The following is a 14,458-nucleotide window of genomic DNA, read 5'->3' on the forward strand; positions in this document are numbered from 1 at the left end:
AAGCATGGTTAAATACGACTAACCATGAAACCCACCAAATCAAAAACCTTTAAAAACAAGCAGTGACAAAGGTTTACGAGAGGTATAAAAACAAATGAAAGTAATTAGCTTCAACATCAACGGTCTTAGAGCCCGCCTTCACCAACTGCAAGCTATTATCGACAAACACCAACCCGACGTGATTGGTCTGCAAGAGATAAAAGTACACGATGAAGCCTTCCCTATTGCTGATGTTGAAGCAATGGGCTACAAGGTTTACTTTCACGGCCAAAAAGCACACTACGGTGTGGCTATGTTGTGTAAGCAAGAACCAATATCTGTGCAGAAGGGTTTCCCAACAGACAATGAAGAGCATCAAAAACGTATGATCATGGCGACGTTTGAAGATGAGAATGGTGAAAAGGTTACCGTGCTAAATGGCTACTTCCCTCAAGGGGATAACATCAAGCATGAAACAAAATACCCGTACAAACGCCAGTTCTACAAAGATTTAATGACTTACCTAAACAACTATCACAACAAAGATGAGCAAGTGATTGTGATGGGCGACATTAATATCAGCCCTATCGACGCAGACATCGGCATTGGTGAACCTAATGCGAAACGTTGGTTAAAAACAGGTAAATGTTCTTTCCAACCAGAAGAACGCGAATGGTTGAAAACATTGATGGACTGGGGCTTTGTGGACAGCTTCCGCATGCTACACCCTGAAGTGAATGATCAATACTCGTGGTTCGATTACCGCTCAAAAGGCTTCGTGGACAACCGTGGCCTACGCATTGATGTGGTACTTGCAACTCAGAAACTTGCTGATAAGTGTACTGAAGCGGGTATCGACTACGAGCTACGCGGCATCGAAAAACCGTCTGATCACGCGCCAATTTGGTCGGCGTTTAAGTAACAAGTTAGATTGTTGTTATCATAAAAAACGGCGCTCAATGAGCGCCGTTTTGTTAACTGTGTGGATACCGTACGATTAGCTAAGTGGTCTTAAGTAAGCAAGGAAACGTTTCTCGGCGAATTTGAAAATCGCGATGATGATAAACGTTAGCGCCATGTAGAACAGGCCTGCCGTTAGGAAAGACTCGAATGGAGCGTAGTAACGTGAGTTAACCAAACGCGCAGCTCCGGTTAGATCCATAATGGTTACGATACCCGCAACGGCTGAACCGTGAAGCATGAAGATAACTTCGTTACTGTACGCTGGTAGTGCGCGACGTAGAGCACTTGGCAGAATAATACGTCTATAAGTCTTCGCTGTACTCATGCCGTATGCTTTTGCCGCTTCAACTTCACCTTTTGGCAAGCCATTGATCGCACCGCGGATAATTTCGGCAGTGTATGCAGAAGTATTAAGAATAAATGCGACTAATGCACAGAACCATGCGTTTTCCCATAATGTATCTTTTACCGGGAAAAACTGATCCATTCCGTAGTAGATCAGATACAACTGTACCAGTAATGGCGTACCACGAAAGAAATAGATGAATGACCAAGCAGGGGCATTAATTAGCATATTGGGGCTATTGCGAGAGATAGCTAATGGTATGGCAACAAATAAGCCAATGATCAAAGCTAAGCAAACCATCCAAGCCGTTGTCCATAAACCACTAAGGTAAATCGGCAGGCTTTCAATTATCAATGAAAAGTCCATAACTACCTCGCGTGGATACTGAATTTACGTTCAACCAGCTTAAGCAAGCCCGTCGAAACACTGGTGAAGAATAGGAAGATAAGCGCCACTGTCATATAGAAGGTAAATGGCATTTTGGTTGAACCTGCCGCTAATGCGCTAACACGTACCATATCTTCTAGGCCAATAATGGAAACCAGCGCGGTAGTTTTAAGTAAAACCAACCAGTTGTTACCAAAACCCGGTAGTGCGTGACGAATCATTTGCGGTAACAGGATACGACGGAACGCTAGAACAGGTCCCATGCCATAGGCCTTTGCTGCTTCCATTTCACCGCTATCAACCGCCATGATCGCACCACGGAAGGTTTCAGCCATGTAAGCGCCAAAGATGAAGCCTATCGTTAAAACACCAGCAACAAATGGACTGACATCAATATAATCAGGTAAGTAAGCGGTCCATTCATGGTTAGGATCACTTGATGTGAACCACTCATTGAGCCACTCATTGATGGAGTACAAACTGTTATTTAAAAGGATTTGTCCACCAAAGAAAATCAGCATCATCAATACAAGATCTGGAATGCCTCGAATGACGGTTGTGTAGAGGGTTGCGATGGCGCGAGCCCAACGATAAGGTGCAAGCTTTGCCAAAGCGCCTAGCATACCAAGCGCCATAGCTAAAATCAGCGACAGTAAGGCAACTTCGATTGTAAGCACCGCCCCTTTCAGGATCGACGCTTCATATCCTTGTAAATCAAACATAATGAATTCCAACAGAACTGCGAAAAGTTGGTAAGACAGGGAGAGGAGACCTCTCCCTTAAGAAATGACGCTAGAGATTACTGGCCGTATACATCGTAGTTGAAGTATTTAGCCGCAATATCTTGATAGATGCCTTTTTCACGTAGTGAAAGGATTGCAGCATCTAATTGTTTAGTCAGATCTTTGTCTTGCTTACGTAAAGCAATACCAAAACCTTCGCCGAACCACTTAGGGTCTGTCAGTGATGGACCAACGAACTCGTAGTCTTCACCACCTGCTTTGTTTAAAACGCCTTCTTCTAGAGCAGAAGCATCACCTAGTACAGCAGCAACGCGACCGTTTGCTAGATCAAGGTAAGCTTCGTCGAATGAACCGTAACGAACGATCTCTACTGTGTCACCATAGTTGTCTGTTAGGTATTTATCGTGAGTTGTTGCACGTTGAACTGCAATTTTTTGACCACTTAGATCATCAAAGTTAAGGCCTGCACCTTTTTTTGCGATGAACTTGTTTGGTATAAGTGCATATTTACCAGTGAAGTCGATTTTTTTCTTACGCTCTTCCGTGATAGACATTGCCGCAATGATCGCATCATATTTACGAGCAAGTAGAGAAGGAATAATGCCATCCCAATCTTGTGCAACAATCTTACATTTCACCTGCATTTCAGTACAAAGTGCGTTAGCCATGTCGACATCAAAGCCTTTTAGTGAGCCGTCAGATTCAGTCCAACTAAATGGAGGGTAAGCACCTTCAATGCCGAAACGTACTGTTTTCCATTCTTTTGCTTGAGCTACGCCCGTTGCAGCAGTTGCAGCAAGTGCCGCGACTAATAACCACTTTTTCATATCCCTACTCCTGTGATTTAGGTTTTTATGTTTTGCTAGTTTTAATATTGTGTTTGTTGTTGCTTATTAACTTACTGGTTGTGCTTCATTGTTAATACCGTCGTCATTTACCTTGGCAACGATATTTCAATTCTGATTAGTAGATCGATGAGATAAATTGTTGTAATCGTTCAGATTCAGGTTCCGTAAATAGTTTAGCTGGATCGCCCTGTTCTTCCACTAGACCTTGGTGCAGGAACATCACATGGTTTGATACATCACGAGCAAAAGCCATTTCGTGAGTTACCACAAGCATGGTTCTTCCTTCTTCAGCCAAATCACGCATTACGCCAAGAACTTCACCAACTAACTCAGGATCGAGTGCCGATGTTGGTTCATCAAACAACATCACTTCGGGGTCGACCGCTAACGCTCGTGCAATCGCAGCGCGCTGTTGTTGCCCGCCGGATAAGTGTCCTGGGTAGTAGTCTTTGCGCTCATACAGCCCTACTTTCTTCAATAGTAACTCTGCATTTTCAATCGCTTGTGCTTTAGGCACACCTAATACGTGAACAGGTGCTTCAATAACATTCTCGAGAACGGTCAGGTGAGACCATAGATTAAAACCTTGAAAAACCATTGCCAAACGAGAACGGATTCGCTGAACTTGTTTTTCATTGGTAGGAACAGAAACACCTTGACGATTATTTTTCATTTGAATTAATTCGCCATTAACCCAAATTTCGCCGGCGGTAGGTGTCTCTAAAAGATTGATACATCGAAGGAAGGTACTTTTACCCGATCCTGAAGATCCGATAATTGATACCACGTCGCCTTTATGCGCTGAAAGTGAAATTCCCTTTAAAACTTCATTTTGACCAAACGTTTTGTGTAGATCCTTTATGTCCAGCGCTGGTACATCTTTCATGCGCTTTCTCTCCCAAGTTTGTGAAAATGCAAGGTACTCCGACCTTTTCATGCGATACAAATTAGCACCACACGGATCAACATGCAACAAATTATTAACCTGGCAAATTCAGAATAAATAGCACTTCACGCTGACTTATTATGCACTATGTAGCGTTTTACCCTCAATTTAATGAATGAGTTATATCAATAACTCGTAATACCCTTTCTTACATTGTTTAAATAAAGTTAACCAAAATGAGATTGTCGTAACCTAATACTCGGTAAGGAAAACAAGTTATGTGACTAAGATGCTTTATTGCCGACAAGATATAGCGCACACATAAATATACAAGTCATTACATAAATCACAATTATTATAAAGGGACTAGATTGTAAGAGTTTCGCTAGTAAGCAGATAGTAATTAAACAATCCAGTAAGTTTTAGGCACATCAACGAACGCTGTGGCAACAGAGCTCAAAGAAGATAGTAAACGTTAACTTGTGAAAACAAATTACATGATTCATCAATGGTACGTTAACGAATCGCTTCATTTTGTAGCTTTCTTTCACATACACTCTTAAAGTGATCAAGATCAATCACCCTAAAGAGTAAGCTTGTTAAACTCCTCGACACACAATAAGGCATAAAAAATGCCAAATTTTTTTTTAACTTCACAGCATAATGCACATAAAAACTGCGCAACATAGTGCTAACAAGTTAAAACTAATAAATAACGCAATTACGCGAAATTATAGAATTCAATCTTAGAATTACTAACACAAAAATATGAGGAATCTATGTCAGACGTTGTCAATAATGCGAACTCTGAAGTAGAAGAGAAAAGCTATAAAGAGCTACACCGCCCTGCTTCTGAATTTGAGAGCCGCTCAGATTACCTAGACCACGAACTTCAAATCATGAAGCCTCGTCGTTTTGGCCTAAACCTTCCAGGCCGCGATTTCCGCTTTGAACTTGAAGACCTTGTTCCTGCACTTGCTGGCACCATTGGTATCATCGCAATGTATTCTGCAGTAATGATGTCTTGGGCTGATGGCCTCACTCAAGCTTGGGAACACGTAAACCTTGGTAAAGAATTTGCGATTGAAGTAGCTCGTGTAGAAATGCTTATCCCTGCACTGCTGTTCTGTATCCTTGCTTCTGGTTTCTTTAATCCAAAAGCCAACCTTGCCGGTAACCACGGCCCAATGATCCCTCTTATTGGTACCATCGCTCTAGCTGGTGCTCACCCTCTTGCATTGGCTATCCTTATCGGTATTTTCGGTCTAATCCTAAGCTTCCTAAAAGGCGGCTCCAAGCTAGTTAACCTGACTTCAGAAGGTACTGCTGGTGGCTTGCTCATTTTCTTAGGCCTAACCGGTACTATGAGCCAAATCAACTCAATTCAAGCATGGGCGGTTGGTCTTCAATCTTCTACTGTTGAAGCGGGTAGCATGGGTTACGTGGGTCTTATCGTTCTTGCTATTACTATTGCTATTTACGCTTTCCTAGCAAAAGTGAACAAGCGTTGGTTAGCTATCCCAGTCTGTGCGTTTACAGGCCTTGCTATTGCATTAGCATTAGGCGCTGGTTTCGATATCGTGTTCGAAACTGAAATGGGTATTCCAAACCTAAACCCTGTTTACTGGTGGGGTTCGACTTCTGAAGGTTGGATGCTTGGTTTGCCAAACATTGAACACTTTATCGCCTCTTTACCGTTCGCAATTCTTGCAGTAGCAATGTGGTCACCTGATTTCTTAGGCCACCGTATCTTCCAAGAGTTGAACTACCCTAAACGTTCTGAAAAAGTTCTGATGGACGTAGATGACACAATGACTATGTGTTCAGTTCGTCAAATGGTTGGTACTGCAGTGGGTGGTGGTAATATCACTTCTTCTTGGGGTACTTATATGATCCCAGCTGCAATTGCGAAACGTCCCATTCCTGGTGGCGCAATCTTACTTGGTTCGCTATGTATCATTGTTGCAATTCTTGGTTTCCCGATGGACGTTGCGGTATGGCCACCAGTAATGCGTGTTGCGCTACTTGTCGGTGTATCTCTACCTCTACTGGAAGCGGGTATGCAAATGGTTAAGGATTCGAAAGATTCTCAAGCCGCTGGTATCTGTATCTTTGGTTCTGCAGTTGTTAACCCAGTATTAGCTTGGGCGTTAACTATGCTTCTTGATAACAACGGCCTAATTGGTGATAAAGAGCGTGCGAAGCGTCTATCATTTGTAGACAAAATTGTTATCCCAGTTGGCGTTTTAGTTATCTGTCTAGTAGCAATGCTTGCAGTTGGTATGCTAGAGAGTCAGTATGGCCTAACATCTTGGCTATAAACTCTTTTACTATACAAAAGTAGTATTAAGATTAAAAAAAAGTTTGGGTGGCAACCCCTGCTACTCAAATTTTTTCAACTTTTGTTGGTATTTATTGATTTAGTTTAAGGTTTACAGAAATTTTTTAGCGTAGTCTTGATTACATAGAGTTAAAGACAACATATAAAGAGTAGTGACAATATATATAATCATATGAAGCGAATATGCTCATACATATTGTTATTAATAAGAGTGTACTACCCTTACGAGGGGCACTGGCTCAACAGTGTTAATGTACGTGTTTTTTCTACTAAAAAGGTAGGTATGTCATGGCAGAGCAATTTGCTAAAGCTTGGGAAGATTTTGCTGCAGGTGAGTGGCAAAGCGAAGTAAACGTTCGTGATTTCATTCAAAAGAACTACACGCCGTATGAAGGCGACGAGTCTTTCCTAGTTTCTGAGGGTACTGAAGCAACTAACAAGCTTTGGTCTTCGGTAATGGAAGGTATCAAACAGGAAAACGCAACTAAGGCACCTGTAGATTTCGATACTTCTGTTATCTCTACCATCACTGCTCACGATGCAGGTTACATTGAGAAAGATCTTGAAACTATCGTTGGTCTACAAACTGAGAAACCACTAAAACGTGCCATCATCCCTAACGGTGGTGTACGTATGGTTGAAGGTTCTTGTAAAGCATACGGTGAAACTCTTGACCCAATGGTTTCAAAAATCTACTCAGAATACCGCAAAACACACAATGCTGGCGTTTTCGATATCTACACGCCTGATATCCTAAAATGTCGTAAGTCTGGTGTTCTGACTGGTCTTCCTGATGCATACGGCCGTGGTCGTATCATTGGTGACTACCGTCGCGTAGCTCTATACGGTATCGACTTCCTAATGAAAGACAAGCAAGCTCAATTTGCTTCTCTTCAAGAGCAATTCGAAAACGGCGAAAACCTAGCAGAAACAATGCAACTGCGTGAAGAAATCTCTGAGCAACATCGTGCTCTAGGTCAAATCAAGCAAATGGCAGCTAAATACGGTTTCGATATCTCTGAGCCAGCTCAAACTGCTCAAGAGGCTATCCAGTGGACTTACTTTGGCTACCTAGCTGCTGTTAAGTCTCAAAACGGTGCTGCAATGTCTCTAGGTCGTACTTCGACTTTCCTAGACATCTACATCGAGCGTGATATCGCTGCTGGCAAAATCACAGAAGACCAAGCTCAAGAAATGATCGACCACTTCGTAATGAAGCTACGTATGGTTCGTTTCCTACGTACTCCTGAGTACGATGAGCTATTCTCTGGCGACCCTATCTGGGCAACAGAGTCTATGGGTGGTATGGGCATCGACGGTCGTACGCTAGTAACGCGTTCGAACTTCCGTTTCCTTAACTCTCTATACACTATGGGTCCTTCTCCAGAGCCAAACATCACTGTTCTTTGGTCTGAGCAACTGCCTGACGGCTTCAAACGTTTCTGTGCGAAGGTATCTATCGATACTTCTTCTATCCAGTACGAAAATGATGACCTAATGCGTCCTGACCTTGATTCTGATGATTACGCAATCGCTTGTTGTGTATCTCCAATGATCGTTGGTAAGCAAATGCAGTTCTTCGGCGCTCGTGCTAACCTTGCGAAAACAATGCTTTACGCAATCAACGGTGGTATGGACGAAAAACTTAAGATGCAAGTTGGTCCTAAAGAAGCTCCAATGACTGACGCTGTTCTTGATTACGATAAAGTAATGAACCGTCTAGATCACTTCATGGACTGGTTGGCTAAGCAATACGTGACTGCACTAAACAGCATTCACTACATGCACGACAAGTACAGCTACGAAGCGTCTCTAATGGCTCTTCATGACCGTGACGTTCGTCGTACTATGGCTTGTGGTATTGCAGGTCTATCTGTTGCAGCTGACTCACTGTCTGCAATCAAATTCGCGACTGTTAAACCAATCCGCGACGAAGATGGCATCGCAACTGACTTCGAAATCGAAGGCGATTACCCTAAATACGGTAACAACGACTCTCGTGTAGATGACATTGCTTGTGAACTCGTTTCTACGTTCATGAACAAGATCCGTAAGCTTAAGACTTACCGTAACTCTATCCCTACACAGTCAGTTCTTACTATCACGTCTAACGTGGTATACGGTAAGAAAACAGGTAACACTCCAGACGGTCGTCGTGCTGGCGCTCCTTTCGCTCCTGGTGCTAACCCAATGCACGGTCGTGATGAGAAAGGCGCTGTAGCTTCACTAACGTCTGTCGGTAAACTACCGTTTGCTGACGCACAAGATGGTATCTCTTACACTTTCTCTATCGTGCCAAACGCACTAGGTAAAGAACAAGACAGCCAACGTGCTAACCTTGCAGGCCTAATGGATGGTTACTTCCACCACGAAGCTGGCATTGAAGGTGGTCAACACCTGAACGTGAACGTTCTTAACCGCGAAACTCTTGAAGACGCAGTTAAGCACCCTGAGAAATACCCTCAGCTAACGATTCGTGTTTCTGGTTACGCTGTACGCTTTAACTCTCTGACTACAGAGCAGCAAGCTGACGTAATCGCACGTACATTTACTGAGTCTCTATAAGCTCACGCTCAATAGACAGTAAAAACTATTAGCCTCGCCAATGTGCGGGGCTTTTTTATATCTACCCTAAATATCATCAATACACCCTCGCCTAAGAAAGATTAGATTGGCCACAAAAAGCGCACTCGCATTCACTTTTTTCTACAAATCCACTCAAACTACGGTACTATTTCTGTTCATCATTTTAGAGTAACTGCTACATGAAATACCTTCGTTATTTACCACTGATTCTCCTCTCTTGTTCATCACTGGCATCTGAACGCTCTACGTTAACTTTTGCGTTAGACAACGATGGTATCTTTGGTGTCGACCAAGACTACACCAATGGCTTATTTCTGGGTTACACATCATCAAGTATTACTCCGTACAATTGGGTGAAACCATTAAGTCTTTCTTATTGGGGCGCAAACTCTCTAGATAAGTGGGAGATCACCATTGGCCACAAAATGTATACCCCTTCTGATATTGAATTGGAAATACCATCAGCCAATGATCGCCCATATGCCGGTTTCCTACACACAGAATTCAACTACATCAGCTTAAATCCGCAGCAAGCCCAACGCTTTAACATCACGTTTGGTACAACGGGTGAACGTGCACTTTCTGAAGACGCTCAAAAGCTAGTCCACTCGATCACGAAATCAGACGAACCTATGGGTTGGGAATATCAAGTTGATAATGAGTACGCCGGTAGTGTGGGGTATCTGAGTCATTTCAACCTAATGCGCAATCAAGCGTTAGTAAACACTGACTTCGAAATCTCTAACGTTTCAGAAATCAACGTGGGTAACTTTAGAAGTGATATTTCAACAGGCTTCATGTTCCGTTGGGGTACAGACTTAGGTGGCAACTTTGGTGCAGCCAACATCACTACAGAAAACCCATTCAAACCGGGCATGATCGGCGCGTCAAACACGGGTTGGTTTACCTATGCTGGCCTTGAAGGTCGTTACCGATTTAACGACCTGACTATCGAAGGCAATCGTTCAGGTGTGGACGAGTATGCGAATAAAAACAACGAAGACCCTGCTATCTACGATGTTACATTAGAGAACATACAAGCGACAGCCGTACTGGGTTTTGCTTGGTATAACCAACACGTTGGTGCATCCTTGGCGCTAACGGCAAAAACGCCTGATTACAAAGAAGCGAAAGAGTCAGTGTACACCACGGGTGGCATCACCATGTTTGCTTTCTTCTAGGTACCATAAGGCCTTTTTTCCTTTACTTTTCCAGTTTAAGAAAGGCAATCATCTTCGTCGATGATTGCCTTTACTTTTAAAGACCTCGTTACCATTTGACCCTATTTTATGTACCGTTTTTGTAATAAAATAAGGGGCATAAATTCCTCTACGAGAATAGCTCATGTCTACAACTGGTCGTATTCACTCATTCGAATCTTGTGGTACTGTCGATGGCCCTGGTATCCGCTTTATTGTGTTTCTTCAGGGCTGCTTAATGCGTTGTATGTACTGCCATAATCGCGACACATGGGATCTTCATGATGGAAAGGAAGTAACGGTCGAAGAGATCATCAACGAAGCAAAATCGTACCGTCATTTCATGAAAGCCTCTGGTGGTGGTATCACCTGTTCAGGTGGTGAGGCAATGTTGCAACCTGAGTTTGTCCGTGACTTTTTCCGCGCTGCTCAAGCTGAAGGTATTCACACTTGTCTCGATACTAATGGCTACATTCGAAAGCACACTGAAGTGATCGATGAAGTTCTAAAAGCCTCAGATTTAGTGATGCTGGATATTAAACATATGCGAGATGAGATTCACCACGACTTCATTGGTGTATCGAATAGACGTACGCTTGATTTTGCACGCTACCTACACAAGATCGGAAAAACCACTTGGATTCGTTACGTGATTGTTCCGGGTTACACCGATACTCCAGAAGATGCTCACCTTTTAGGTGAATTCATTAAAGACATGGATAACATTGAAAAAGTAGAACTACTTCCATATCACAAGCTTGGTGCTCACAAGTGGGAAGCACTTGGCCATGACTACCCTCTTGAAGGTATACAACCTCCAAGTAAAGAGAAAATGGACGAGATTGTAGCCGTACTTAGTCAGTATCATCCAAACGTCAAATACTAATCTAAGCTTACGTTGATAGTGATTTCAAACGCCTCAATTTCGATTGGGGCTTTTTCTTTACAACTTTTGTTTATCAATTAAAAAATCATATTAAATCCGTGTTGAGATCATGTTTCCACTCGTAGGAATGCTGTTACTCTTACTGCAACAAAAGAATACAACATTTAGTTTTTAGTGAGGCTCCTCCCATGGAAATGACCAATGCTCAGCGTCTAATTCTATCGAATCAATACTACTTAATGTCTCAAATGGATCCTGAGAATTCAACTAAATACCAACGTCTACAAACGATTGTAGAGCGCGGTTACGAACTCCAAATGCAAGAGCTTAACAAAGAATTTGGTTGTTTAACTGAAGCAGAGTGTCGTGAAATTATCGACATCATGGAAATGTACCATGCAATGCAAGAGTCGAACAAAATGCTTGCAGAACAAGAGCGTGCTGAAGTAGACCAACGTCGCCTGCAGTTCTTAGGTTTTGATATCGCTTCTGAAGCGCAGATCGTACATTACGTGCGTTTCCTTGTTGATTCTGAAGGTCTTTACCCTCAATTCGACAAAGCCGATCACCGCTTCAATAGCCAAATGCCAATGCTAGAGAAATACCGTCGCATGCTAACAACATGGCGCAACTGCCCTCGTCAGTACCACCTATGTGCAACAGAGCTGTCTCAAATCTTTAGTGCTTAAGCTTAATAGACAACACTAGATAGCAGCGACACCAACTGATTTGCAACATCGATATATACAAAGAAGGGTTACTCAACTGAGTAGCCCTTTTTATTACTTGAATCTTAAATACTAGGCTTGAACCCGCTATTGCTTACTGCCCTACTCATATAATCATTTGAGAATTGATTCCACACTGACGTTTCTCGCGCCTTCCACTTTTCATGTGTTGTCACTGCCATTTATATGGCTGTCTCACATCGGCTGTTTTAACTAAAGATTTTTTCACTGCTTCGACCTATATAGCAATCAATTTATGATAACGCAGCGCACGATAAAGAGGCTCATTCGAAAAAGAAACATCAAGCTCGATTATACGTCTAATGCACATAAATCCAGTTCAAGAATTGGAAAGCTGCCTAAAATCATAAAACAAACGGCTAGCCCCTCTCGAATGCAAAATAATTTGATTTTGCTCGCTTCAAGTTGCCTATTGCTTTCGCCAAGCTTTCCACACGCAAAATTGTAAATAAATACATAATTGTTAAGCAAAATTGTGGAAGCGGGTCTAACCTTAAAATGTAGGAAGAGCCTATTTTTCAATCGCTCGTCAGTTTTGACTGGTTAACAAGGGGAATGTGACTATGAGTATTTTTGACCACTATCAATCACGTTATGAAGCGGCCAAGGAAGAAGAGCTGACATTGCAAGAATTCTTGGGGCTGTGTAGAGACGATAAAAGTGCTTATGCTAACGCTGCTGAGCGCTTACTGCTGGCTATTGGCGAACCGGAGGTGATTGACACAGCTCAAGACCCTCATCTAAGTCGTATTTTCTCCAACAGAGTGATAGCACGTTACCGTGAATTTGAAGATTTTTATGGGATGGAAGACGCGATTGAGCAGATTGTTTCTTACCTAAAGCATGCCGCACAAGGCCTAGAAGAACGTAAACAAATCCTTTACCTACTTGGCCCCGTGGGCGGTGGTAAATCTTCTCTTGCCGAAAAGCTCAAAGCACTAATGCAAAAGTTACCCATCTATGTGTTGTCTGCCAACGGTGAACGAAGCCCTGTGAATGATCACCCCTTCTGCCTATTTGATGTAAACGAAGATGGTGATTTACTGAAGAACGAATACGGCATTGAGCAGCGTTACCTCCGTTCTATTATGTCTCCGTGGGCAGCAAAACGTCTGCACGATTTTGGCGGTGATATTTCCAAATTCAAGGTCATCAAACTACGCCCTTCGATTCTCGATCAAGTAGCGATCGCGAAGACAGAGCCAGGAGATGAAAATAATCAAGATATCTCATCTCTTGTTGGTAAAGTTGATATTCGCAAGCTTGAGCACTTCTCTCAAGATGATCCTGATGCCTACAGCTACTCTGGTGCGCTGTGTAAAGCAAACCAAGGTTTAATGGAATTCGTAGAGATGTTTAAGGCGCCTATTAAAGTCCTACATCCTCTCTTAACGGCAACACAAGAAGGTAACTTTAACGGTACCGAAGGACTTTCTGCATTACCGTTCGATGGCATGATCTTAGCTCACTCGAATGAGTCAGAATGGCAAACTTTCCGCAACAACAAAAACAACGAAGCTTTCCTAGACCGTGTGTACATTGTAAAAGTGCCTTACTGTCTACGTGTTTCTGAAGAAGTGAAGATCTATCAGAAACTGCTTGAGCACAGTGAATTGTCTAAAGCACCTTGCTCACCTAGTACACTAGAACTGCTATCACAATTCAGTATTCTGTCTCGACTCAAAGAGCCAGAAAACTCATCACTGTTCTCCAAAATGCGTGTCTACGACGGGGAAACACTGAAAGATACCGATCCAAAAGCGAAGAGTTACCAAGAGTACCGAGACTATGCCGGTGTTGACGAAGGTATGTCAGGGCTATCAACGCGCTTCGCCTTTAAGATCCTTTCTCGTGTGTTCAACTTCGACCAAGCTGAGGTAGCAGCTAACCCTGTTCACCTATTCTACGTCATCGAACAGCAAATCGAGCGTGAGCAATTCCCTCAAGAAACCGCCGAGAAGTACCTCGAGTTCTTGAAAGGATATCTAGTGCCTCGATACGTAGAATTCATCGGTAAAGAGATTCAAACCGCATATCTAGAGTCTTACTCTGAGTACGGTCAGAATATTTTCGACCGCTATGTCATCTATGCTGACTTCTGGATTCAAGACCAAGAGTACCGTGATCCAGAAACAGGACAGCTATTTGATCGCGCTTCTCTGAATGCTGAGCTAGAAAAAATCGAAAAAACAGCTGGAATCAGTAACCCTAAAGACTTCAGAAATGAGATTGTGAACTTTGTGCTTCGTGCCAAAGCCAATAATAACGGACAAAACCCCGTTTGGACAAGCTACGAAAAACTGCGCACTGTGATTGAGAAAAAAATGTTCTCTAACACAGAGGAACTACTTCCTGTTATTTCGTTCAATGCTAAAACCTCTACGGATGATCAGAAAAAACACGACGACTTCGTTGCTCGTATGATGGAGAAAGGCTACACCGAAAAACAAGTTAGGCTACTATCTGAGTGGTACCTAAGAGTTCGCAAATCCTCATAACTAAACTGTACAGAGCAGTTCAAGTGAACCGCTCGTACAACCTAAAT

Annotated in this window: 11 protein-coding genes; 7 read left to right on the forward strand and 4 right to left on the reverse strand. The window is 42.7% G+C overall.

The features are described from left to right. Positions 1-94 precede the first annotated feature (94 nt). Positions 95-901, forward strand: coding sequence for an exodeoxyribonuclease III (gene xthA / locus OCV24_RS09220; RefSeq protein ID WP_150877846.1), 807 nt, complete (start codon positions 95-97; stop codon positions 899-901). Between the two features lie 75 nt (positions 902-976). Here xthA and OCV24_RS09225 read toward each other — a convergent pair whose 3' ends face one another. From OCV24_RS09225 to OCV24_RS09240, 4 genes are all read right to left on the reverse strand, one after another. Continuing rightward, complete coding sequence (locus OCV24_RS09225; RefSeq protein WP_017055015.1) at positions 977-1,654, reverse strand: ABC transporter permease; 678 nt, start codon at positions 1,652-1,654, stop codon at positions 977-979. A gap of 2 nt (positions 1,655-1,656) precedes the next feature. Next, on the reverse strand, positions 1,657-2,397 hold the full coding sequence (locus OCV24_RS09230; protein WP_017055014.1) for an ABC transporter permease: 741 nt from the start codon (positions 2,395-2,397) through the stop codon (positions 1,657-1,659). Positions 2,398-2,474: 77 nt separating this feature from the next. Continuing rightward, on the reverse strand, positions 2,475-3,245 hold the full coding sequence (locus OCV24_RS09235; protein ID WP_017055013.1) for an ABC transporter substrate-binding protein: 771 nt from the start codon (positions 3,243-3,245) through the stop codon (positions 2,475-2,477). Positions 3,246-3,381: 136 nt separating this feature from the next. After that, positions 3,382-4,152 carry an ABC transporter ATP-binding protein gene (locus OCV24_RS09240; RefSeq protein ID WP_017055012.1) on the reverse strand — a complete coding sequence of 257 codons (771 nt, stop codon included), beginning with the start codon at positions 4,150-4,152 and terminating at the stop codon, positions 3,382-3,384. 779 nt (positions 4,153-4,931) lie between these two features. Between OCV24_RS09240 and OCV24_RS09245 the strand changes: the two genes are divergently transcribed. From OCV24_RS09245 to OCV24_RS09270, 6 genes are all read left to right on the forward strand, one after another. Then, on the forward strand, positions 4,932-6,473 hold the full coding sequence (locus OCV24_RS09245) for a DUF3360 family protein (RefSeq protein ID WP_017055011.1): 1,542 nt from the start codon (positions 4,932-4,934) through the stop codon (positions 6,471-6,473). Positions 6,474-6,781: 308 nt separating this feature from the next. Next, complete coding sequence (pflB, locus tag OCV24_RS09250) at positions 6,782-9,058, forward strand: formate C-acetyltransferase (protein ID WP_150877844.1); 2,277 nt, start codon at positions 6,782-6,784, stop codon at positions 9,056-9,058. A 200-nt stretch (positions 9,059-9,258) separates the two neighbouring features. Further along, complete coding sequence (locus OCV24_RS09255) at positions 9,259-10,260, forward strand: lipid A deacylase LpxR family protein (RefSeq protein WP_136981043.1); 1,002 nt, start codon at positions 9,259-9,261, stop codon at positions 10,258-10,260. Between the two features lie 163 nt (positions 10,261-10,423). Then, positions 10,424-11,164 (forward strand): pyruvate formate lyase 1-activating protein, encoded by a 741-nt coding sequence (gene pflA, locus OCV24_RS09260; protein ID WP_017055008.1) that lies wholly within the window; start codon positions 10,424-10,426, stop codon positions 11,162-11,164. 188 nt (positions 11,165-11,352) lie between these two features. Further along, positions 11,353-11,853 carry a YfbU family protein gene (locus OCV24_RS09265; RefSeq protein ID WP_017055007.1) on the forward strand — a complete coding sequence of 167 codons (501 nt, stop codon included), beginning with the start codon at positions 11,353-11,355 and terminating at the stop codon, positions 11,851-11,853. Positions 11,854-12,476: 623 nt separating this feature from the next. After that, complete coding sequence (locus tag OCV24_RS09270; protein WP_017055006.1) at positions 12,477-14,411, forward strand: PrkA family serine protein kinase; 1,935 nt, start codon at positions 12,477-12,479, stop codon at positions 14,409-14,411. The last annotated feature ends 47 nt before the right edge of the window (positions 14,412-14,458 follow it).

It is taken from the genome of Vibrio kanaloae (assembly GCF_024347535.1).
Lineage (GTDB): Bacteria > Pseudomonadota > Gammaproteobacteria > Enterobacterales > Vibrionaceae > Vibrio > Vibrio kanaloae.

Bases quoted from the DNA above. Each gene is read 5' to 3' on its own strand.
- xthA (WP_150877846.1), top strand. From the start codon at position 95: ATGAAAGTAATTAGCTTCAACATCAACGGTCTTAGAGCCCGCCTTCAC.
- OCV24_RS09225 (WP_017055015.1), bottom strand. From the start codon at position 1,654: ATGGACTTTTCATTGATAATTGAAAGCCTGCCGATTTACCTTAGTGGT.
- OCV24_RS09230 (WP_017055014.1), bottom strand. From the start codon at position 2,397: ATGTTTGATTTACAAGGATATGAAGCGTCGATCCTGAAAGGGGCGGTG.
- OCV24_RS09235 (WP_017055013.1), bottom strand. From the start codon at position 3,245: ATGAAAAAGTGGTTATTAGTCGCGGCACTTGCTGCAACTGCTGCAACG.
- OCV24_RS09240 (WP_017055012.1), bottom strand. From the start codon at position 4,152: ATGAAAGATGTACCAGCGCTGGACATAAAGGATCTACACAAAACGTTT.
- OCV24_RS09245 (WP_017055011.1), top strand. From the start codon at position 4,932: ATGTCAGACGTTGTCAATAATGCGAACTCTGAAGTAGAAGAGAAAAGC.
- pflB (WP_150877844.1), top strand. From the start codon at position 6,782: ATGGCAGAGCAATTTGCTAAAGCTTGGGAAGATTTTGCTGCAGGTGAG.
- OCV24_RS09255 (WP_136981043.1), top strand. From the start codon at position 9,259: ATGAAATACCTTCGTTATTTACCACTGATTCTCCTCTCTTGTTCATCA.
- pflA (WP_017055008.1), top strand. From the start codon at position 10,424: ATGTCTACAACTGGTCGTATTCACTCATTCGAATCTTGTGGTACTGTC.
- OCV24_RS09265 (WP_017055007.1), top strand. From the start codon at position 11,353: ATGGAAATGACCAATGCTCAGCGTCTAATTCTATCGAATCAATACTAC.
- OCV24_RS09270 (WP_017055006.1), top strand. From the start codon at position 12,477: ATGAGTATTTTTGACCACTATCAATCACGTTATGAAGCGGCCAAGGAA.